A 21,135-nucleotide genomic window follows, 5' to 3' on the forward strand; every position below is an offset into this window, starting at 1 on the left:
AAGCCACTGGAAATTTGATGTTCTCCAGTGGCTTTTTTTTATTTGTCGTAAGGCGATGGATCGCCCGCAACAGGTTGTGTCTTAAAGCGTCGATGCGACCAATAATATTGCTCTTTTTTGGGTTCTATAACGGACTGCATTAATTCATTGATCCTGGTCGCGTTTTCAACATCGTCTTGGCTTGGATAGTTTTCCACTTCAGTCAAACTTAGATGATAGCCCTTTTCGGTTCTACCATAATCATAAAGCACCACTGGCGCATTGGTCATGTTGGCGATACGTCCAATATGAGCGATGGTGGCACATTGGCGACCATAGAATGGGGCGAAGACAGAGTTTCTTCGTCCATAATCTTGATCGACCGCGTACCAAACCGCTTTGTTCTGTTTCAGTGATTTCAGTACTTCTCGCATGTTGGTGCGTTCAATGGTTTTAGAAAAAATAGCTTGGCGCTGACGCTCCATGACCCAGTTCATGACTGGATTGGTCTGTAGTTTGTAGATGGGATGAACATCAATAAAGCGTGGCATCTGACCTCCGCAAATATCGAGAGAAGAAAAGTGTCCACTAATAAGTATGCAGCCGCGACCTTTGGCGAGCACTCGATCAATGACGTCTTGCCCTTCAAAAGTGACTCGTGAATGAAACTTAGCCTGGTTTTGGAACCAAGACGCGAATGTTTCAATTGTGCCTTTTCCTAGGCTTTCAAAGTGCGCTTTAGTTAACTTTTTTCGTTCTATTGCGCTCATGTCAGGGTAGCAGATTTTTAAGTTTACATCGCAAATGTGTCTACGTCTTTTCGCGATGGCATGCAGTGCCCGGCCAAGATATTTTCCTAGACCTTGTTGTAGCGACCAAGGTAGAAAGCTCAAGGCGTAGGCGATTCCCATAGCAAGCCAGCTTAACCAGTGCTTTGGGCCAAGGTAGTGAGTGATGCTTTCGTCTAACGTTGAGATTTTTTTAGCCACGGTAACCTTCCAAAAAGGTGCGCCATTGCGCGTCTGAAATATTGAATTGGGTGTGTAGGTTTGATTCTTTATCCAGCGATCGTTTTAATCGATCAATATTGGCTTGTTTCCATTGTGTATCCTGAGTTCTTTGCTCGCACTTATCAAAATCAATCAGCCAAATTTTGTTGTTTTGATCTACCATAATGTTATGGCAATTTAAGTCTGAGTGGAAAATACCTTCGTTATGAAAGCGTTTTACGACTTTTCCAATCTCGTGCCAGTTAAGTGTTTGGCTGTTCCCTGCTTTAATAATATCAAAAAGATCCTGTGCGTTTTCGATGGTCTGAGTTAGCAGTTCGGCTTGGTAAAAGCCTTTGTCGAGGACATATAGGCCGCCGATAGGTCGAGGAACCGGTAATCCTATTGAGCGCATATGCTCTAATAAGCTCAGTTCAAGCCATGGGCGAGTGTGTTTTTGCCCTGTAAACAAAAAATGGCTTTTATTGAATTTGGCGATCAGTCCGCCGCGACGATAACGTCTTATAACAAACTGACCAAATTGACTGTTAATAAACCAGACAGCGCCTCGGCCATGGCCTGCGCCGCTCAATGCTTGTTGAGACTGCCAGAATGTTGGGTCAAACCAAGTGCTTGACAGTGGCAGTGTGGGGTCACTTTTTAACAGTATCGTATTAGGCGATATTTTGATGGCTTCTGGCATTTTGCTCGCTTTACATAGGATGGTCTTTATCGCGTCTATAAATTTGGACACATTCAAAGAGGACTATTCTATAATACTTGCCACGTTTAAGCAGCCTTAATGAGGAAGACATGCAGCAAGAGGGTATTCAGCAGATAGCAGTGGTTCGATTGTCTGCTTTAGGGGATGTGTGTCATGCCGTGGCCGTCGTACAAGCGATGATGAAATTATATCCCACCGCTAAAGTTACTTGGATTACGTCTCCGTTGGAGGCTAGATTGGTTCGCTTATTGGAGGGAGTAGATGTCATCGAGTACGATAAAAAAAGTGGTCTTGCTGGTATGTTTACACTTAGAGCGAAACTGAAACACGTCATATTTGATGCGTTACTTCATTTGCAATGGTCATCAAGATCGAGTGTTCTAACGAGAATGCTTAAAGTAAAGCGGCGTATCGGTTTTTCTTTGTCTCGGTCCCGTGAAAAACAGAACTGGTTTGTCAATGAGCTAGCGCCGGAGCCTAAAGGTTATCATGTACTGGATTCTTTTTTGTCTGTCGCTAGCGTATTAGGGGTTCAGGGCGTTACTTTCCCATGTCAATTAAACCTACCTGAAATCGAATTTGATTTGCCTAAGTCTTACGTGATCGTTAATCCTTGTGGTTCTAAAGTTGAAAAAAATTGGACGCTTGAAGGTAATAGAGCGGTTGTGAAGCGTATTTTAGAAAAAGGTTTGACGCCAGTTTTAACAGGTGGACCTTCTGAGTTAGAAGTAACGTTTTCTCAGAACATTGAGTCAGGTATTGAAGGGGTGCTTAATTTAGTAGGCAAAACGTCAGTGGAATCTATGTGTACGTTAATTAAAGGTGCTTTATTAGTGGTGAGTCCTGATACTGGCCCTGCACATATTGCCACTTTAGTGGGCACGCCAGTATTGGGTTTGTATGCACTTTCTAATCCGAAACGCACTGGGCCTTATAACGATATACATAATGTTGTGAGTGTCTATGACGAGCTTGCCGAGAAAGAATATAACAAACCGGTAAGAGAGCTGCCTTGGGCGACGACCGTGCATGACCCTAAGGCCATGCAGCATATTCGTATTGAGCAAGTTTTGGCTAAATTAGATACGCTTATTTAGCGAGGCTATTTAGACAGAGTTTGCTCAGCCAGTTTAAGATCTAAAGTCGCTTTAAGTAGCTTATACAGCTTGATTGAAGCGTCTATTTCTTCTTTGCGGTTGGTTAAACTTTCTATGTTTAAGCCAAGTGGAACACCAAGAGGAAGGGCCGTTTCAATAATTTGCTCTAAAGCGTTGCGGCAAATTTTAATGGACTCTTCCAATGGTGCTTGAGCGTCCAAAATGCGATGTTTGGTTGCATCGGGCACGGAAATCCCCAACCACTCCATGAATTCCAATGTTTTGGCGCTGCCGCATGGAGTGAAGGTTAGAATGATCCGCTTTGGTGTTTCGCCTCTTTCTTTGCAGGTTCTTGCGTAGCGGCTGATTAGATCTGCGGTCGCTTGGTGGTTATAAACGGCTTGTGAAATGAAGAACTCACATCCAGATGCTGTTTTTTTCAACAGGCGTAAGTGTTCGTCGCCTTTTTTTGCGTGTCGCTCTGCTATGGTGACACCGCCTAGGTTAAAGGCATGAGGCGATGCTTTTAGTGTGTCATAGGCCTGCGGTAAGGGCAGTTTGATATCCCCCGTTGAAGAGGGTGACCCCACTAAAACCAAGTCACGAATACCATATTGTTCCCATGCTTCTGTTAACCAGCCAGAAAATTCTGCTGAGCTACGTGAAGAGACGGATTTGTAGGTAATAACAGGCTTGCCAGATTGCTGGTGAAGACGTTTTGACCAAGCACGAGGGTCGTGGGTTTCCATGAAAGGAAAAGGGCGCGGCTTGTCAATGCGGCTGGTTTCGTCTTGAATATCATAGACGATCAAACCATCCACATCGATATTATCAAGACGCTCAAGCAGTTTTTGGCTGACTTGTTCTAGTTGCTCTTCTTCCAAAGAGGACTTGGGCGGTGTTGTACCAATGAAGTATACGCCTCGACTTGGATCTTGAAATTTTGTTGCTAATGCCGATTTCATAATGTCACACTCTAAATAGACGAGGCAGCTATGTGGTTCTGCGGCTCGATAAGTTTGTTTGTTGTGGTTATTCTAACAGTGAAATGAATTCAAGGCTTTGTCTGTAAGTTGAATAATATTATTGATGAAGTGAAGGTCTCTAATCTTATTTGGGGATTGACTGGGTTGCACTTCATTATAAGTGAGAAAGCGCATGTCAAATATAGAGTTGAAAGGTTTTTCTGAGGCGACCTCTTCGGTTTTACCACCAGTGCATACTTGGACGCCACCGTTTTGCGGTGACATGGACATGGTGATTAAGGCAAATGGCGATTGGTGTCATGAGGGCAGCAAAATTAAGCGTCCTGCAATGGTGACGATGTTTAGCCGAATATTATGGTTCGAACATGGTGAGTACTTCTTAATGACGCCTGTCGAAAAGGTGCGAATTAAAGTAGACGATGCACCTTTTCACGTTAACCGTTGGCAATGGATAGAAACCGTATGCGGTCGAGCGATCGAATTTCGAACGCAGACTGAGGATGTTTTGGTACTCGGCGTTGACTGTGATATTTGGATGGGGTTTTACCATGAAGAAGAGCGTCCTTACATTTCTATGCGCTATGGCATGAAGGCTCTGGTGGGGCGAAATGTGTTTTATGGTCTCGCTGAAAGCCTTGCTGAGGTTGAAACGTCACAGGGGCGAGGTGTGGGCGTAATAAGTGCAGGTAAAAGCTATCTTTTAATGCAAGATGCATAACGAATTTTAGATTGTCTAGGTTATAATGCGTCCATTAGACGCGACGTTTTGGTTGCGTAGTATTGTTTCGTTTTGAAGGGGTGTTTGTTTGTTATTCGAAGAATTTGGTTTTGATAATCGTATTTTAAAGTCTATGGGCCATTTAGGGTTTGATGAGGCAACGGAAATACAAGCTCGCGCTATTCCAGAAGCCATGGCTGGACGAGACTTATTGGCGTCATCAAAAACGGGTTCTGGAAAAACGCTTGCCTATCTTTTACCTGCATTGCATCGAGTTTACAAGAAAAAAGCACTGTCAAAACGCGACCCTCGCGTTGTGGTTTTGGTGCCAACTCGTGAATTGGCTAAGCAAGTGTTTGGTCAGCTAAGATTATTATTAGCAGGCAGCCGCTTCACGTCTATTCTCATTCAAGGTGGTGAAAACTTTAATGATCAACACAAATCCTTGCAAAAAGATCCCCATTTTATTGTGGCGACACCGGGTCGTTTAGTCGATCACTTAAAACAGCGTCATGTTTTTCTGGAAGGCCTTGAGTTGCTTATTTTGGACGAAGCAGACCGCATGTTGGATTTGGGGTTTGCCGACGCAATGCGTGCGATTAATGCCGCCGCCAGTCACCGTCAACGTCAAACCTTGTTCTTCTCAGCGACATTGGATAACACGGAAGTCAGCGTGATCGCTGGTGAGCTATTACGGGAGCCTTCACGTGTTGCTGTTGGTCAAGGCTTTGACGAGCACACGGATATTTCTCAGCACGTTTTGTTGTGTGATCACTTGGATCATAAAGAGGCTTTACTTAAGCATCTGTTATTGGGCCAAACGATCAAGCAAGCGATTATTTTTACAGCAACGAAAAGCGATACTGTGCGCTTGTCTGAAATCATTGCTGGTTGGGGATTAAGTACGCAGGCTTTGAATGGTAATTTATCGCAAAGCGCACGTAATAAAACCATGGAAAGTTTTGCCAAAGGTCAGTTTGATGTCTTAGTGAGCACAGATGTGGCTTCTCGGGGTTTGGATATTGCCAGTGTGTCCCATGTGTTCAATTTCGATTTGCCCAAGCAAGCCGAAGAGTTTGTTCATAGAACGGGGCGGACAGGTCGTGCTGGTTTTAAAGGCGACGCTTATTCTTTGGTTGGTCCAAAAGATTGGGTGAATTTCAAAGCAATCGAAGCTTTCTTGCAAAAAACCTTTACAGCTGAGTCTATAGAAGGGCTCGAGCCGACGTTTAAGGGCTTACTTCCACCTAAACCTGTTCGTCAAGAAACGAAGAAGGGGAATGTCAAAATGCCAACTAAAGCGCCTAAAAAGACAAATAAAAAGCCAGCTGGCAAAGCTCGTTTCCATGATAATCAACAGGACGGTTTTGCTGCTTTTAAATTACCGCCTAAGCGTTTTGCGACATCGGAAGTGGTCAGTGATGAAGATGAGTAATCTGATTAGTATTGCGTAACATTATTGTGAACGCAGAACTATAATAATTGACAGGTGAGCCATTTTCACGCTATTGATTAGGGAAAGTGTAGAAATCTTTCTTTACCTTTCTTATCTATTGGAGATGAGCTTATTAATCGTTTGCCCCCTTTAAATTCATTGAAGTGTTTTGAATCTGCTGCTCGTCATGGTAGTTTCAATAAAGCAGCCAAGGAATTGTCTGTCACGCCTTCTGCGATTAGTCATCAAATCAAGGGTTTGGAAAGTTTTCTAGGCCTTGAGCTTTTTCGCCGTACAAAACGTAAAGTGATTTTAACGGAAGCGGGTGAGTCGTATTTAAAACCTATAAAGAGTATTTTTGAGCAGTTAGAAAATGCGACATCGGAACTGAAGAGCAAGCAAAAGTCTGGATCATTGCGATTGGCGGTTGCGCCAGCTTTTCTGACTCGTTGGCTCATGCCTAGAATGGAGCGCTTTCAAGAGCGTTACCCTGATATTCAGATCGAAATTAGTTCCTCCACAGGGTTGATTGACTTCTCAGCCAATGACATTGATATGGCGGTATACTTTGGTAGCGGTGATTGGGATGATGTAGAGGCATATTATTTACGCCCCGCACGCTTGGCTCCCGTTTGTAACCCACGTTTGATAAAGCCTGAACAGCCTATCGTGAAACCAGAAGACATGCGTTTTTATCCGTTGTTACACGTGACTAAGCGAAAAGACGAATGGCATGATTGGTTGCAACAGCATGATCTTGATCCTAAATTATTTCGTCGCGGTTTGATGTTTTCTAGTGGGTCTTTAACCGCTGGCGCGGCAGCGCAAGGGTTGGGTATATCATTGACTGACCCAGAATTGATTATGCCGGAAATAGAGGCTGGGACGCTAAAAGTGTTGTTTAATCAGCATTTGATTACCAATCGGTCTTTTTATTTGGTGTATGAGAAACGTCGTTCAGTTACCTCGGCTATGTCGGCTTTTAAAGAGTGGATAATTGAAGAAATGGTGGGTCATAAAAACACATAAGTGCATTTTGAATCATGGCTAAAAAACATATTTTTAAAACGGAAATGAGAACTTGTATATGAGCACAGCGTTAAAAGTAAATAGCTATTTTAATGATCAAGTAAAATCCATTGCATTGGATAACGCGGAAGGAACATCAACCGTTGGTGTAATGGCAATTGGTGACTATGAGTTTGGTACCAGTCAAAGAGAGTATATGACGGTTGTGTCAGGCGCGCTAACGGTTAAATTACCTGCGCAAGACGAATGGACAACCTTTGTGAAAGGCGACACTTTTATTGTAGAAGCGAATCAAACCTTTCAATTAAAAGTGACTGAGATGACCGCTTATCTTTGTCGATATGAGTGATACGGTTTTTTTAAAAGCAGTATTATAAAAAAAGGGCTGATCAAATCAGCCCTTTTTGCTTTCTGTTGGTTGTTTAGCCGCCGACCACGTTTACAAGAAGCGTGACTTTGTCGCCCGGTTGAACGTATTTCTTGCTGCTGACTTTCGGATTCCATTCACGAATGTCATTGACGGACACCTTAAACTTGTTGGCAACAACGGCCAATGATTCACCTGGTCTTATGGTGTAAATCACTTTCTTAATCACGCTGCGGGTGCTGTTGTTGATTTTTGATTGTTCAGGTTCTAGCCAGAGCACCAGCTTTTTGCCAGGCATTAACGGATCGCCTAGACCCATATTGTTCCAACGGGCGAGTGTTTTAGTGTCCGTTTTATATTTGTTGGCAATCAACCATAAGCTATCACCAGAATTGACGGTGTAGTTTATTTTAATGCGATTGCGGTTTGGTGCCTTAGATTGCTTGGCTAGTAAGCGTTGGTGAGAGCTTAATGTGTAGCTTTCTATGTTGTTTCCGGCTACTGGGATCATGAGCTCTTGCCCAACGCGGATCATAGAGGAAGACATTTTATTAACGTCTTGCAGGACGTTGACTGTTGTGTTGTGCTGTTTTGCCACTAGGAGTAAATTGTCACCTGCTTTTACCGAATAGCGAACCCAAGTTACTCGCTCTTTGCTGGGGATTTCTGCCAGCTTTGCTCTGAATTTTTTAGCCTTGGAAATAGGCATTAACAGTCGATGAGGGCCATCAGGGGAGGTTGCCCACTGGTTAAAGCCTGGGTTTAATAAGTAAACCTCATCAATACTAACGTTCGCCATCTCTGCCGCTTGCGCTAAATCTATTTGACCGCCAATGTTGACAACATCAAAGTAAGGCTTGTTTGGGATGGAATACGTTGAGTAATTGTATTTTTCTGGATCTTTGATGATTTTTGCAAGAGCGATCAACTTGGGTACGTAAGCGCGTGTCTCTCGCGGCAGGTCTAGGGACCAGAAATCAGTAGGTTTACCGGCTTTTTTGTTTTTTCTGATCGCTCTCATAACGGTGCCTTCACCCGAGTTATAAGACGCCAGTGCATGGAGCCAGTTACCATCAAACATTTTATGCAGTCGAGTCAGGTAGGCGATGGCTGCCTGAGTTGAGCCTATAATATCGCGACGACCGTCGTACCACCATGTTTGATCCAGCCCATACATTTGACCGGTAGACGGGATGAATTGCCAAGGACCAGAAGCGCGTCCATGGCTGTATCCGAATGGATCGAAGCCACTTTCTACGATGGGTAATAAGGCTATTTCTGTAGGAATACCTGCTTTCTCTAGTTCCTCAACGATGTAATATAAGTAACGCTCACCACGCTTTGATACTCGGTCTAAGTATGAAGGGTGAGAGCTGAACCAGCGTAGCTGAGAGGATAGGCGAGGGCGATCTATGTCAAGATCAAGCTGGTATCCAGCGCGGATTCTTTCCCATATGTCAGCGTGCTCTTGCGGCGTTGTCGTGACAGCCTGTTGCTCATTGGCGGCGTCTTCATTGTCTTCAGCGGTCGATTCGACTGGTGGGACAGTGTCAATGAAGCCTAATTGTTCGGTATCTGCCTCGACAATATCGCTATCTTCTAAAGACTCTGTGAGCTCATTAGAGGCGTTATCTTGATCTATTTTTGAGGCGCTTTGGCAGGCGCTCAGTGTTAGGCTGACAAGGCAAATCCAGAATATTTTATATATCATGTAAGTCACAAAATTGAATAAAGTTTGGACATTTTAAGGGAGTATTGCGATAGGTCAACTAAAACTATCCTTGGCGCGTCTAACTTGACTGAATGCCGCCACAGAATTATCGGCTGGTTTTTCGTTAAGTTGTTGTGCTGCTTTAACTTTTAAGGATCTAATGTGGGTTCGTAAAAAGGGGTTAGTTTTTTTCTCTACGCTGAGTTTTGTTGGTAAAGTGGGCTGATTATTGGCTCTTTTTGCTTGGCTTATTCGGTTTGAGCGTAAAAGTGCCTTGTTATTGGGCTCTAAAGAAAGGGCAAAACGGTAGTTGGCCAACGTATACTCGTGGGTGCCGTAGATGAGTGTGTTGTCGGGTAAGTGGAGAATTTTTGTCATTGCATCTAACATTTGCTCTGGTGTTCCTTCCATGATTCGACCACAGCCACCTCTGAATAAGGTGTCACCACAGAATAAGGTGCTTGTCTCCTCTGGGTAAAAGTAACATAAATGGTCAAGTGTGTGCCCTGGGGTGGCGATAACATGAAAGGTGCGTGTGAAAATGGTGACTTGGTCGCCTCCGTGCATGGGCGTGGTAATGAGATCAGTAAGATGGGCAGGACCATAAACATGACAAGCAAAATGTTGTTTTAGTCGACTGACGCCCCCAGTATGATCTTTGTGGTGGTGGGTGATTAAAATGCCTGTTAAGGTTTTGTTCTCGTGATGGCAATAATTTAATACAACGTCGGCATCTCCCGGATCTACAGCCCAGATGGCTGAACTATCTTTATCTTGGATGATCCAGATATAATTATCCTGAAAAGCGGGAAGCGGAAAAATAGTCATAAGTTGTCTGCTTTATAGAGGCGGTGGTTGTTTATATGGCGTGTCTATAAAAAAATAAATACAGCGTCATACCGTTTAAAAAGAGAATTCATTGTATGTTGGATGATCAATCAAGACAATTTTTTCAAAATTGGTACAAGAGTAATTTAGGCGATAGTGTCTTGCAGTTGGAGCGCGATGAAGTCGCAGCTGAGCTTGATTCCGCTGTAGGCTATTATCTTGTAACGCAATCTCCTCTTAAAGACTTCTCTGTGCGGGAGCATCGTTTGCGTGAGAGTATTTTAATCGCGCCTATTTTGGAGTTTGGTGCGCCATCTAATACCGTTGTTGCGAGAGCAAGTGAACTGCCTTTTGAAGCAGATGGCATTGATGTCCACGTTTTTCATCATACGTTGGATATTTCCGCAACGCCGCATGATGATTTGCGCGAAGCGGCAAGAACTCTGTTGCCAAGTGGAAAGCTAATCATTATCGGTTTTAATCCTTGGAGTATGTGGGGGTTCTGTCGGTTGTTTTCGAAAAAGGTGAAAGCGCCATGGTGTGGTCATTTTATTGCTCATCAACGCTTGGAGGATTGGCTTAAAGTGGCTGGTCTAACCTTGGAGACAAAACGTTTTGTTTATTATCAACCGCCGCTGCAAAACGGCAAATGGCGGTCGCGCTTTGCGTGGATTGATAGAATGTTTAAGCCATTGAAGCTGCCTTTTAGCGGTATTTATGTGATGGTGGCAACGAAGCAAGTAAAGCGCTTTATTCCATTAAAACCTCGTTGGTCTGGGGCTAGAGTCCGAGTGCCTCCTTTAACAAAACCAACAGTAAAAGAGATGAAAGAGTGAAAAAGGTTGTAATGTATACAGACGGTGCTTGTAAGGGAAATCCTGGTATCGGAGGGTGGGGTGCTTGGCTAACATTTGGTGAGCATGAGAAGCGTTTGTGTGGTGGTGAGCATGATACGACCAACAACCGTATGGAGCTTATGGGGGCAATAGAAGGGTTGCGTGCACTAAAAGAAAAATGTGCAGTTACTTTGTATACCGATTCGTCTTATGTGCAAAAAGGTATTACCGAATGGTTGGCTGGCTGGAAGCGAAAAGGCTGGATGACCGCGTCCAAACAACCTGTGAAAAACAAAGATCTTTGGCAGGCCCTAGATGAGCAATGCCAACATCACGAGGTGACTTGGAAATGGGTGAAGGGGCATGCTGGAATTGAAGGTAATGAAATTGCCGATCAGTTGGCAAATAAAGGTATTGATGAATTGAGGGCGCTTTCATGAGACAGGTCGTGCTTGATACAGAAACAACGGGGATTGATCCGAAACAAGGACACCGAATTATTGAGATTGGTTGTGTGGAAATGATTGGTCGTAAGTTAACCAATCGGCATTTTCATGTCTATATCAATCCCGATAGAGAAGTGGAGGAAGAGGCGTTTAGAGTTCACGGTATCAGTAACGAGTTTCTTGCTGATAAGCCTCGATTTCATGAGATCGCCCAAGAGTTTTTTGACTTTATCAAGGGCGCTGAACTGATTATTCATAATGCCCCGTTTGATATTGGCTTTATGGATCATGAGTTTGCACGTATTGGTGGCTATCCAAAAACCGCAGAAGTATGCGGTGTTTTTGACAGTCTGGTTTACGCTCGCAAGAAGCATCCGGGGCAGAAAAATAATCTGGATATTTTGTGTAAGCGTTATGGTATTGATAACTCTCACCGCGAATTGCACGGCGCTCTTTTAGACTCTGAAATATTAGCAGATGTGTATCTGTTGATGACGGGTGGGCAGACCAGTTTGGGGCTTGCTAATCATGCAGACTCAGAGAGCAAAGAAGAAGGCGGCGTGGAAACCATACGTCGTTTTTCTGCCAATCGTCCTGCCTTAAAAATTATTAGGGCCAGTGACAGTGAGTTAAAAGCGCATGAGGAGCGATTAGACTTGATTGATAAAAAATCTGGTCAGTCCTTATGGCGTATTAAACATGAATAAGCGGCAATAAAGCATGGTGAAGCCATCAACATAAAAGCGTCTCAATAAAAAAAACCAATCTTGATTAAACAGATTGGTTTTTTTTGCAGTGTTTTGCTATATGGCTTATTGGTAAATCAGAGAACTATTACAATAAGTAAACAACACATAATCCACCGACAATGCTCAATACTATGGTGTAAGGCAGAGCCATCCACACCATCTTTCCATAAGACAATCGTAATAGTGGCGCAATGGCTGAGGTAAGCAAAAACAAGAACGCGGCTTGACCGTTTGGTGTTGCTACGCTTGGTAAGTTCGTTCCCGTATTGACAGCAACAGCTAGGGTATCAAAATGCTCACGAGTAATGGTTCCAGCATCCAGTGCGGCTTTTATTTCATTGATATATACGGTTGCAACAAAGACATTGTCACTGATTGCAGACAATAGGCCATTGGCAATAAACAGCATAATTGGTTGGCGATCTGTTGGCATCTGTAGCACTACGTCAATGACAGGCTGAAACAGATGCTGCGAATGGATAACGGAAACCACGGTGAAAAATACCACCAATAATGCCGTAAAGGGTAATGACTCCTCAAATGCATGACCAATTTGACGTTCTTCGACGATGCCGTTGAATGACGTTAACAGCACAATGACCATTAAGCCGACCAGTCCAACTTCTGCAACATGGAAGGCAAGAGACAGCACAAGAATAATAGCAACAATGCCTTGCACAATCAGTTGAGCTTTGGTTTTGCTGGTGTGTTTTTTACTTTCTTCTTGTTCAAAATTATTAAGAATATCTCGAACGGTATCTGGTAATTGAGCGCCGTAATCAAACCAAGCGGTCTTCTCTAAAACGATCACCGTTAATAAACCACAAATTAAGACAGGCATTGAGACAGGGGCAACATTCATGAAAAATTCGCCAAAATCCCAGCCAGCCACCTTAGCAATCAATAAATTTTGCGGTTCGCCTACTAGCGTTGCGACGCCACCGAGTGCGGTACCAACGGCACCGTGCATCAATAAATCTCGTAGAAACGAACGAAATTCGTTCAAGTCTTCTGTGTTGACTGGCAAAATCGAGTCGTCTTTACCATGATCGTGATTTTTATTAGAGCTTTGGCCTGACGCTGCTTTGTGGTAAACCGAATAAAAACCAACGCCGACACTGATCAGAACGGCTGTTACCGTTAAGGCATCTAAAAAAGCCGAGAGCAGCGCAGCAGAAAAACTAAAAATTAATGAGATGATAACTTTCGATTTTACTTTGACTAGCAGCTTGTTAAAAATAAATAGCAGCATGTCTTTCATGAAGTAAATACCAGCCACCATAAACATGAGCAGTAAAATAACTTCCATGTTGTGAGAGACTTCGGTATATACGCCTTCGGGAGAAGTAAGGCCAAGAACCACGGCCTCAATGGCAAGTAATCCTCCAGGTTGTAGTGGGTAGCATTTTAGCGCCATCGCCAGTGTAAATATAAACTCAATAATTAATAGCCAGCCTGCGACAAATGGCCCTAACACCACTAAGACAATCGGGTTGATAATCAGAAACGCTAAGATGACTTGCTTGTACCACAGTGGTGATGCACCGAGGAAGTTTCTTCCTAGTGCTTGGGACAGAGAGGCTTTCATTGATTACTCCTTTTAGGAAAACACTGAAAATGTGCAAAAAATTAACGAGATTTTTCTGATGAAACAAAAAAATCTTGTTAGTTTTCTGATGTTTTTAGGCTGAAAAATGCTCAGGGTCTATCAAAGTGTGCAGATAATAAGGCATATGCTTGACAGTATCTATAGTGAAATATGAGTAAATATGATTGTTATTTGTAAAAATATCCCCAATATGCCAAGAACTTATGATTATTTAGAGGAAATGAACGTTGGAATTTTTAACTGACTATGCCGGTTTTTTGCTGAAGTTAATCAGTGTTGCTGTGGTGATTGGTTTCTTGTTAGCAATAGTGGCAAGCGGAAAGCGCAAATCGCAACCTGGTAGCTTATCTATTACCAAATTAAACGAGACATATGATGCGATGAAGGCGGAGTTGGATCGTCAATTAATGGATAAAAAAGCGTTAAAAAGTGTAGAGAAAGAAAAAAAGAAAAAAGCCAAGCTAGAAAAAAAATCTCAGAAAAAAGAGTCTAAAGGGTCCGATGTGCAAGAAGTGGAAAAAAAACGCTTGTACGTGTTGGATTTTGATGGCGATATCAAAGCGTCCGCGGTTGAAACGATGAGGGAAGAAATAACGGCTATTTTAAGTGTTGCCAAGCCGCAGGACGAAGTGGTGGTGCGTTTAGAAAGTGGTGGTGGCGTCGTACATGGTTACGGTCTGGCGGCTTCCCAGTTACAGCGTATCCGAGAGGCGAATATCCCATTAACAATTTGCGTGGATAAAGTCGCTGCCAGTGGTGGGTATATGATGGCGTGTGTGGCGGATAAAATTATCGCAGCGCCCTTTGCAATTTTGGGTTCCATTGGTGTGGTTGCGCAAATTCCAAACGTACATCGGTTATTAGATAAAAGCCTTATTGATGTTGAATTGCACACGGCAGGGCGTTATAAGCGCACCTTGACTATGTTGGGTGAAAACACCGATGAGGGTCGAGAAAAGTTTAAGCAAGATTTAGAAGATACCCATGATCTTTTTAAACGGTTTGTGTCAGGTCAGCGTCCGCAGTTAGACATCGAAAGTATTGCCACCGGTGAGACTTGGTACGGTTCGGAGGCATTAGACAACAAATTGGTTGATGTCGTGATGACCAGCGATGCCTATCTGGTGTCTCATTATAGTACGGCGGAAGTGATTCGCTTAGCGTACAAACAACCGAAAGGCATGGCTGAGCGCTTAGGGTTGTCATTTTTTTCAGTGATTGAGCAAAAAGCCATTGCTTGGGTGGGTAAGTTGGCCCAGTCTCGCGGTTATTAGTCTATTTTTGGGTTAGTAAAAAGGAGCTTTTGTAAGCTCCTTTTTATTTAAGCGTTCGTTGCGGGAAAGAGAGGTTATACCTTATTTATTGCCCAAGTCACTTTCTGGTGTCACTGCTGTTGTGAGATGGCCTGTTCCAATTCAATCGGTTCAAAGTATATTAGAGTGCCTATGGTTGGGTGGTCTAAATAGTTGACCTTTTTGCTAGCGGTTCGATTGGTCTGGCGTAATTTAAGTACCGATGTAGGCGTTAATTCTGCCGAGCTGGCTGTTGTGGGTGCGATTGGTAGCGGCGTACTGTTTTTGTCCTGAGGCGTAGAAGCTGTTTGTTGAGCGCGGCCAAACAAATAATGCTGATAGCGTATGTCTGACTCTAAATACCGTCCCAGAGTGATAGCGACATTGCCGGTTAATACAGGATAACCATTTACGTTTTGTTGGCTAATCAAACTTTTATTGATGGTGTCACCTGGCTGTTTAAAGATGAGCGTCCATTTTTGGTTAGCAAGGATTTTTACCTGACGGCCCAGTCTATTGCCAAATGGCGATGCTTGGTTGCTGCTAAGTGTGCTGCCTGCGACGTCATTGGGTGCTGGAAAACGAACAAGTCGGTCAGTTGGTAAGATGTTTTTGTAACTCACTTGTTCGCTTGACTGGCCTTCAGGCCACATAAAGGTAACCACATAGGCCTCATAGGCCTTGGCAGTATTCGGATCAAAGCGGTTGTCAGCCGCATAAGCGCCACTGGTTAACAGCGTTAAGGATAATAAAGTACAAATTAAGGCTTTCAATGTAATAATTCCAAAGTCATCGTTGTGTGCTGGAAGCGCTCTTCTGCGCTGTTCATTGATACTAAAAACTTCAAGGTGTCAGAGCCTGCGAGTTTATAAACATCTGGCTTTGTTTGAATGAGTTTAATCAGTTTCATCGGATCAACTGGCGTTTTGCTGTTGAAGATGATTTTACCTTCTTTTGCGTTGACTTCAATTTTATTAATGCCAAGGCTTTCTGCCTTGAGTTTGAGCTCAGTTTGGCGGAATAGGTTTTTGGTGGCATCAGGCAGTAACCCGAAGCGGTCGATCATTTCCACTTGTAGGTCTTTCAGTTCGTCACTGACTTTCGCGCTGGCAATGCGTTTATACAGAATCAGGCGTGAATGTACATCGCCTAAGTAATCTTCTGGTATCAGTGCGGGGACTCGCAAATTCACATCGGTTTGAGCGGGTGAGGTAATATCAATATCAGGCGATTCGCCATTTTTTAATGATTTGACGGCTCTGTCCAGCATGTCCATAAAGAGTGAGAAGCCAACATGTTCAATGTGACCACTCTGGCCGTCACCTAATAGTTCCCCTGTGCCCCTAATTTCTAGGTCGTGAGTGGCCAAAGTGAAGCCAGCCCCTAGCTTGTCGGCGAGCATAATGGCCTCTAAGCGTTTTTCGGCATCACTGGTGACCTTGCGATCATTGGGTGTGAGTAGGTAAGCGTAAGCTTGGTGGTGTGATCGGCCAACGCGTCCACGTAATTGGTGCAGTTGCGCTAAACCAAATTTGTCTGCGCGTTCAATAATAATGGTATTCGCATTCGGTATGTCGATGCCGGTTTCTATGATGGTCGAGCAGACGAGTACGTTGGCGCGTTTGTGATAAAAATCGGACATCACTTGTTCCAGTTCTCTTTCACGCATTTGCCCGTGACCCACAATGACGCGAGCTTCTGGAATAAGTTCTTCTAATTCTTCTGCGGCTTTTTGAATGGTTTGTACTTCATTATGTAAGTAATAAACCTGCCCGCCGCGATGCAATTCACGCAATATGGCTTCTTTGATCTGGTGCTCGTCTTTCTGTTTGACAAAGGTTTTTACAGATAAACGTTTTGCTGGGGGCGTGGCGATGATGGATAAATCGCGAATACCAGACAAAGACATATTTAATGTTCGGGGAATGGGGGTCGCCGTGAGAGTCAGTATGTCAACTTCCGCTCTTAAGGCTTTAAATTGTTCTTTCTGTTTGACGCCAAAGCGGTGTTCTTCGTCAATAATAACCAAGCCCAAATTGGCAAACTTAATATCACTTTGAATCAGTTTATGCGTGCCGACAACAATATCGGCTTTGCCTGATTCTAGACGATCAATAGAGGTGTTGGATTGCTTGCCAGACCGAAAACGAGATAGCAATTCGATTTCTACCGGCCAATCAGCAAATCGATCACAAAAGTTTTCATAGTGCTGTTGGGCGAGTAGGGTGGTTGGTACGAGGACAGCCACTTGTTTGCCATCTTGCACCGCCAGAAAGGCCGCTCTCATGGCCACTTCTGTTTTGCCGAATCCAACATCGCCACATACCAAACGGTCCATCGGCTTTTTGGTGGACATATCGCGCATAACGGCATCAATGGCCATTTGTTGATCTGGGGTTTCTTCAAATGGGAAGCCCGCGGCGAATAGCTCATATTGGTCGTCTGGTTTGGCAAAGGCGTGGCCTACTCTGGCTTCGCGCTTGGCGTATATTTCTAGCAATTCTGCTGCAGTGTCGCGTGCTTTTTCAGCGGCTTTTTGCTTCGCAACGCTCCATTTATCTGTACCAAGTTTGTGTAATGGTGCGGTGTCTTCGTCTGCGCCAGTGTAACGAGAAATCAGCTGCAATGAGGATACGGGAACATAGAGCTTTGCCTCATTGGCGTAGCCAAGGGTGAGTAGTTCTGTTTCTTGCCCATCGATTTCTAAGTTGGTTAATCCAAGGTAGCGGCCGACACCATGGTCGATATGAACAACGGGGGCGTTTAATCGCAATTCAGTGAGATTGCGAATAATAGCGTCTTCGCTAATATTGTTTTGTTTGTTGCGTCGGCGATGCTGAGAAACACGCTCACCCAGTATTTCGCTTTCAGGAATGAGCGCTAATTCATTGTTGATGATGAAGCCGCGACCAATGTTACCCTCCGTGATAGCAAGCGATTTGGTCGATTTTGTGAAGGCTTCCCAGCTGTCAACCTGTTTCGGTTTGATATTGTGCTTTTTGAGTAAATCGAGCAGTGCTTCTCGCCGGCCTGCTGATTCAGCCACTATGAGAACTCTTGCTGTGGTAGTGGCAAGAAAATGCTGTAATTTGCTCAGTGGTTGCTCTGCTCGGGAGTCGATTTTTACCACATCAAGGGCGTTGTAGGCAGGGTGCTCACCGGTGGCAGAAAAAATAATGTTGGTATACTGGTTGAGTTTCGCAAACAGCTCGTCTTCTCTCAAGCAGATTTCATCAGGCTTTAAAATGGGGCGTTCAATATTGTAATTGAGTGACTCGTGACGGCTGCGGAAGTCGAGTTTAATACTGGCAAACTGATCATTAAAATTATCTGCGCGTACGATGAGGGTGTCATCTGGTAGATAGTCGAATACGCTGGCGGTCTGATCAAAAAATAAAGGCAGATAGTATTCTATGCCCGCAGGGATAATGCCGCTGGACATGTCTTGATAAATAGGACTGGAAAGCGGATTGGTTTCAAAGCGCTCTCTAAACGCTTGACGAAATTGCTGGATGCCTTGCGCCGTGGTTGGAAACTCTTTTGCAGGCAGCATTTTTATTTCTGTCACTTTATTGATGCTGCGCTGAGTTTCTGGGTCGAACCAGCGTATAGAATCGATGTCGTTATCAAACCAGTCTATACGAATTGGATTATCCGCCCCCATTGGGTACACATCCATTAAAGCACCGCGAATGGCATATTCGCCATGCTCGTGGACATTTTCTACGTTTAGATAGCCTGCGTTCGTGAGATTACGGGATAAGTCTTCAAGAGGCAGTTCTTGCCCTTCTTTTAAATGGAAGCGTTGTGCATCTAAATGTTGTTTGGGGCATAGGCGAGTTAAGCAGGATGCCACGGTTGTCAGGACAATTGGGTGCTTAGTTTCCGTCAGCTTCGCTAACGTTTCTAGGCGTTGAGAAATGATGTCTTGGTGGGGGGAAAAGGCATCATATGGCAAGGTTTCCCAGTCACTGAATCGGAGTATTTCGCGTTTATTTTGGTTTAGAAACAGTATTTCATCTTCAAGCTCATTTAGCTCGGCAACTGTATTGGCCATAATGAGAATGGGCCGTTTATGTTGAGCGGCAATGGCTAGCAACTGCAGGGCTTTACGACTGCCATCTAAACCATTAATGACGTTTTTGAAGCCGGGCTTTAGGGTGATTGAAACGGTTTCTGACATGTTAGGCTTATTGATCTCTAGTGGCGGACAGTGTTAATGAAACAGAGTCTGCGAAACGTAATGCATGTGGTTTTGCCACTTCTACTTTCGCAAAAGTAACATGACTTGAAGACATACACAGTTCCAGTAGGTCTGCTGTTAATTTTTCAAGCAGTAAGAAACGATTGTTTTCAGTGTGGGCAATCATTTCCTTGCAAATGGTTCGATAGTTTACCGCGTTTTCTACGTTGTCTGTGTCATAGGCTTGAGAGGCTGGATAGTGTATCCAAGCATTAATCACAACGTCCTGTTTGTTCTGCTTTTCCGATTCATTGAATCCAATATAGGTTCTTAAACGTAAGTTTTTAATATGAATTTGAGCTTCTGGTTTGATCATAGGTTTGCTTCCGTGTTTTGAGCCTATTCATTTGTTAGGCGATATTGTGTCGTTTTCAATTAGATATGGCAACCGACTAAAGTACGGCTGATCTTCCTATTTGGATTGCCTGACGTTGATTTAATTTGCTAAGTCGGTTTAGTGAACTGGATTGTCTCTTATCATGTAATAAAATAACAAAAAAAAGTATTTTTTTATGGCTACACGTCAGTGAATAAGGAGCAAGTTGTGCTTTTAAGTAAAAGTTGGTGCTTAAAGTCCGCTTCATGAGCTGGTCAATGGGGGGAATGATCTTTATAATACGTCGGTTTTTTGGTGAAGTGAGTTTGTGTTTTACAATTATCTTAAGATTGATTGTTCGCTCGTGCATGTTTTCCCGGAGGGGGGTGTGAGCATTACACATTACGCTTTTTGTGTTCAATTTATTGTTGGGCAGAACATATGTATAAAATTACAAAAGGCCTAGATCTACCGATCTCAGGTGCTCCCAATCAAGTGATTGAGACGGCCGCTGCTGTGAAAGCAGTTGCTGTGATTGGTCCAGACTATCATGGAATGAAACCCACCATGCTGGTCAAGGAAGGGGATAAGGTTAAGAAAGGTCAAGTCATCTTTACGGATAAGAAGACAGAGGGCGTGAAGTTCACGGCTCCTGCCTCTGGAACCGTTGCTGCGATCAATCGTGGTGAAAGACGTGTCTTTCAATCATTAGTTATCAATGTTGAGGGTGACGAGTCTGAAACCTTCGCCTCTTACTCTGGTTCTGAATTGAAGTCTTTAGAGCGCAGTAAGGTGGTTGATAATTTGGTCGAATCGGGTTTATGGACTGCGTTCCGTACTCGTCCATTTTCAAAAGTGCCTGAAGTGGCATCCGTTCCGAGCTCTATTTTTGTGACGGCAATGGATACCAACCCATTGGCTGCTTCTCCTGAAGTGGTCTTGGCTGATCAAGCTGAAGCCTTTGCTGATGGTCTTACTGTGTTAACGCGTTTAACGGAAGGTAAGGTCTTTGTTTGTAAAGCAGCGGGTGCAAAAATTCCAACCACATCTGATGTAACGGTTGAAGAGTTTGCCGGTGTTCACCCAGCAGGTCTTGCTGGTACTCACATACATTTCCTTGATCCAGTTAATGATAAAAAGACGGTTTGGTCTATTAACTATCAAGACGTTGTAGCGGTCGGTAAGTTATTCGTTACTGGTGAGTTAAGTGTTGAGCGAGTGGTTTCTTTAGCGGGTCCACAAGTTAAAAAGCCTCGCTTGGTGCGTACTCAAGTTGGTGCAAGCCTTGATAACTTGTTGTCGGGTGAATTGGCTGATGGTGACAATCGCGTTGTTTCTGGATCCGTACTTTCAGGTCGTGCCGCTAAAGGGCCTTATGCCTTTTTAGGTCGTTACCATAATCAGGTGTCTGTTCTGTTAGAAGGTCGTGAGCGTCAAATGATGCATTATCTTCGTGCTGGCGTAGAAAAGCATTCTATTATGAATGTGTTCTTGTCTAAGCTAACAGGAAAGAAATCCTTCGATATGACCACCACGACAAATGGTAGTGATCGTACTATGTTGCCACTTGGTAACTTTGAGCGTGTCATGCCGCTTGATATCCTTCCAACACAATTGCTACGTGCTTTGGTGGTGAACGATACAGAGCAAGCTCAGAAGCTTGGTGCGCTTGAATTGGACGAAGAAGATTTGGCTTTGTGTACTTACAGTTGTTCAGGTAAGTTCGAATATGGCCCGATCCTTCGGGATTGCCTAACTCTAATAGAGAAAGAGGGTTGATT

At 43.8% G+C, this 21,135-nt stretch carries 19 protein-coding genes; 10 read left to right on the top strand and 9 right to left on the bottom strand.

Annotated features, from left to right (window positions below; genetic code table 11):
* Positions 1-38: 38 nt before the first annotated feature.
* Both DK187_RS12345 and DK187_RS12350 read right to left on the bottom strand, forming a co-directional pair.
* Complete coding sequence (locus DK187_RS12345; RefSeq protein WP_111607658.1) at positions 39-968, bottom strand: lysophospholipid acyltransferase family protein; 930 nt, start codon at positions 966-968, stop codon at positions 39-41.
* On the bottom strand, positions 961-1,671 hold the full coding sequence (locus DK187_RS12350) for a 3-deoxy-D-manno-octulosonic acid kinase (RefSeq protein ID WP_111607659.1): 711 nt from the start codon (positions 1,669-1,671) through the stop codon (positions 961-963). Before DK187_RS12350 ends, DK187_RS12345 begins: the two co-directional genes overlap by 8 nt.
* 110 nt (positions 1,672-1,781) lie before the next feature.
* Between DK187_RS12350 and DK187_RS12355 the strand changes: the two genes are divergently transcribed.
* A complete protein-coding gene (locus DK187_RS12355; RefSeq protein ID WP_111607660.1) occupies positions 1,782-2,789 on the top strand; it encodes a glycosyltransferase family 9 protein in 1,008 nt (335 codons plus the stop codon).
* 5 nt (positions 2,790-2,794) lie between these two features.
* Here DK187_RS12355 and DK187_RS12360 read toward each other — a convergent pair whose 3' ends face one another.
* A complete protein-coding gene (locus DK187_RS12360; protein ID WP_111607661.1) occupies positions 2,795-3,754 on the bottom strand; it encodes a hypothetical protein in 960 nt (319 codons plus the stop codon).
* A gap of 193 nt (positions 3,755-3,947) precedes the next feature.
* On the opposite strand from DK187_RS12360, the gene DK187_RS12365 reads away from it, so the two are divergent.
* The 4 genes from DK187_RS12365 (at position 3,948) to ppnP (ending at position 7,306) form a co-directional block, all read left to right on the top strand.
* A complete protein-coding gene (locus DK187_RS12365) occupies positions 3,948-4,493 on the top strand; it encodes a DUF1285 domain-containing protein (RefSeq protein ID WP_111607662.1) in 546 nt (181 codons plus the stop codon).
* Between the two features lie 88 nt (positions 4,494-4,581).
* Positions 4,582-5,928 carry a DEAD/DEAH box helicase gene (locus tag DK187_RS12370; RefSeq protein WP_111607663.1) on the top strand — a complete coding sequence of 449 codons (1,347 nt, stop codon included), beginning with the start codon at positions 4,582-4,584 and terminating at the stop codon, positions 5,926-5,928.
* A 141-nt stretch (positions 5,929-6,069) separates the two neighbouring features.
* A complete protein-coding gene (gene gcvA, locus DK187_RS12375; RefSeq protein ID WP_308422566.1) occupies positions 6,070-6,957 on the top strand; it encodes a transcriptional regulator GcvA in 888 nt (295 codons plus the stop codon).
* Between the two features lie 58 nt (positions 6,958-7,015).
* Positions 7,016-7,306: a pyrimidine/purine nucleoside phosphorylase gene (gene ppnP / locus DK187_RS12380; protein ID WP_111607665.1), complete on the top strand. Its 291-nt coding sequence runs from the start codon at positions 7,016-7,018 to the stop codon at positions 7,304-7,306.
* 73 nt (positions 7,307-7,379) lie between these two features.
* On the opposite strand, the gene DK187_RS12385 is transcribed toward ppnP, so the two are convergent.
* Together DK187_RS12385 and gloB are read right to left on the bottom strand one after the other, a co-directional pair.
* Positions 7,380-9,035, bottom strand: coding sequence for a LysM peptidoglycan-binding domain-containing protein (locus tag DK187_RS12385; RefSeq protein ID WP_111607666.1), 1,656 nt, complete (start codon positions 9,033-9,035; stop codon positions 7,380-7,382).
* Positions 9,036-9,089: 54 nt separating this feature from the next.
* The gene (gene gloB / locus DK187_RS12390) at positions 9,090-9,863 is read right to left on the bottom strand and encodes a hydroxyacylglutathione hydrolase (RefSeq protein WP_111607667.1); all 774 of its coding nucleotides are present in this window, start codon (positions 9,861-9,863) and stop codon (positions 9,090-9,092) included.
* A 95-nt stretch (positions 9,864-9,958) separates the two neighbouring features.
* Between gloB and DK187_RS12395 the strand changes: the two genes are divergently transcribed.
* The 3 genes from DK187_RS12395 to dnaQ are packed head-to-tail and all read left to right on the top strand — an operon-like array spanning position 9,959 to position 11,852.
* Positions 9,959-10,699 carry a class I SAM-dependent methyltransferase gene (locus DK187_RS12395; RefSeq protein WP_111607668.1) on the top strand — a complete coding sequence of 247 codons (741 nt, stop codon included), beginning with the start codon at positions 9,959-9,961 and terminating at the stop codon, positions 10,697-10,699.
* Positions 10,696-11,139 (top strand): ribonuclease HI, encoded by a 444-nt coding sequence (gene rnhA / locus DK187_RS12400; RefSeq protein ID WP_223232202.1) that lies wholly within the window; start codon positions 10,696-10,698, stop codon positions 11,137-11,139. The genes DK187_RS12395 and rnhA overlap by 4 nt, the downstream gene beginning before the upstream one ends.
* Positions 11,136-11,852 carry a DNA polymerase III subunit epsilon gene (gene dnaQ / locus DK187_RS12405; protein ID WP_111607669.1) on the top strand — a complete coding sequence of 239 codons (717 nt, stop codon included), beginning with the start codon at positions 11,136-11,138 and terminating at the stop codon, positions 11,850-11,852. Before rnhA ends, dnaQ begins: the two co-directional genes overlap by 4 nt.
* A gap of 127 nt (positions 11,853-11,979) precedes the next feature.
* On the opposite strand, the gene nhaB is transcribed toward dnaQ, so the two are convergent.
* Positions 11,980-13,482, bottom strand: a complete 1,503-nt coding sequence (gene nhaB, locus DK187_RS12410) for a sodium/proton antiporter NhaB (protein ID WP_111607670.1) — start codon at positions 13,480-13,482, stop codon at positions 11,980-11,982.
* Between the two features lie 248 nt (positions 13,483-13,730).
* Here nhaB and sohB point away from each other — a divergent pair, with 248 nt between their 5' ends.
* Positions 13,731-14,777: a protease SohB gene (gene sohB, locus DK187_RS12415; RefSeq protein ID WP_111607671.1), complete on the top strand. Its 1,047-nt coding sequence runs from the start codon at positions 13,731-13,733 to the stop codon at positions 14,775-14,777.
* A 110-nt stretch (positions 14,778-14,887) separates the two neighbouring features.
* On the opposite strand, the gene DK187_RS12420 is transcribed toward sohB, so the two are convergent.
* The 3 genes from DK187_RS12420 to folX are packed head-to-tail and all read right to left on the bottom strand — an operon-like array spanning position 14,888 to position 19,354.
* On the bottom strand, positions 14,888-15,568 hold the full coding sequence (locus DK187_RS12420) for a CsiV family protein (RefSeq protein ID WP_111607672.1): 681 nt from the start codon (positions 15,566-15,568) through the stop codon (positions 14,888-14,890).
* A complete protein-coding gene (gene mfd, locus DK187_RS12425) occupies positions 15,565-18,978 on the bottom strand; it encodes a transcription-repair coupling factor (RefSeq protein WP_111607673.1) in 3,414 nt (1,137 codons plus the stop codon). Before mfd ends, DK187_RS12420 begins: the two co-directional genes overlap by 4 nt.
* A gap of 7 nt (positions 18,979-18,985) precedes the next feature.
* Positions 18,986-19,354 carry a dihydroneopterin triphosphate 2'-epimerase gene (gene folX / locus DK187_RS12430; protein ID WP_204355628.1) on the bottom strand — a complete coding sequence of 123 codons (369 nt, stop codon included), beginning with the start codon at positions 19,352-19,354 and terminating at the stop codon, positions 18,986-18,988.
* A 441-nt stretch (positions 19,355-19,795) separates the two neighbouring features.
* On the opposite strand from folX, the gene DK187_RS12435 reads away from it, so the two are divergent.
* Entirely contained in the window at positions 19,796-21,133 is a 1,338-nt protein-coding gene (locus DK187_RS12435) for a Na(+)-translocating NADH-quinone reductase subunit A (RefSeq protein ID WP_111607674.1), read from the top strand.
* Positions 21,134-21,135 lie beyond the last annotated feature (2 nt).

Source organism: Marinomonas arctica (genome assembly GCF_003259225.1).
GTDB lineage: Bacteria > Pseudomonadota > Gammaproteobacteria > Pseudomonadales > Marinomonadaceae > Marinomonas > Marinomonas arctica.

Excerpts from the sequence above, each read along its gene's own strand:
- DK187_RS12350 (WP_111607659.1), bottom strand. The coding sequence starts at position 1,671 with ATGCCAGAAGCCATCAAAATATCGCCTAATACGATACTGTTAAAAAGT.
- DK187_RS12355 (WP_111607660.1), top strand. The coding sequence starts at position 1,782 with ATGCAGCAAGAGGGTATTCAGCAGATAGCAGTGGTTCGATTGTCTGCT.
- DK187_RS12360 (WP_111607661.1), bottom strand. The coding sequence starts at position 3,754 with ATGAAATCGGCATTAGCAACAAAATTTCAAGATCCAAGTCGAGGCGTA.
- DK187_RS12365 (WP_111607662.1), top strand. The coding sequence starts at position 3,948 with ATGTCAAATATAGAGTTGAAAGGTTTTTCTGAGGCGACCTCTTCGGTT.
- ppnP (WP_111607665.1), top strand. The coding sequence starts at position 7,016 with ATGAGCACAGCGTTAAAAGTAAATAGCTATTTTAATGATCAAGTAAAA.
- DK187_RS12385 (WP_111607666.1), bottom strand. The coding sequence starts at position 9,035 with ATGATATATAAAATATTCTGGATTTGCCTTGTCAGCCTAACACTGAGC.
- gloB (WP_111607667.1), bottom strand. The coding sequence starts at position 9,863 with ATGACTATTTTTCCGCTTCCCGCTTTTCAGGATAATTATATCTGGATC.
- DK187_RS12395 (WP_111607668.1), top strand. The coding sequence starts at position 9,959 with ATGTTGGATGATCAATCAAGACAATTTTTTCAAAATTGGTACAAGAGT.
- dnaQ (WP_111607669.1), top strand. The coding sequence starts at position 11,136 with ATGAGACAGGTCGTGCTTGATACAGAAACAACGGGGATTGATCCGAAA.
- nhaB (WP_111607670.1), bottom strand. The coding sequence starts at position 13,482 with ATGAAAGCCTCTCTGTCCCAAGCACTAGGAAGAAACTTCCTCGGTGCA.
- mfd (WP_111607673.1), bottom strand. The coding sequence starts at position 18,978 with ATGTCAGAAACCGTTTCAATCACCCTAAAGCCCGGCTTCAAAAACGTC.
- folX (WP_204355628.1), bottom strand. The coding sequence starts at position 19,354 with ATGATCAAACCAGAAGCTCAAATTCATATTAAAAACTTACGTTTAAGA.
- DK187_RS12435 (WP_111607674.1), top strand. The coding sequence starts at position 19,796 with ATGTATAAAATTACAAAAGGCCTAGATCTACCGATCTCAGGTGCTCCC.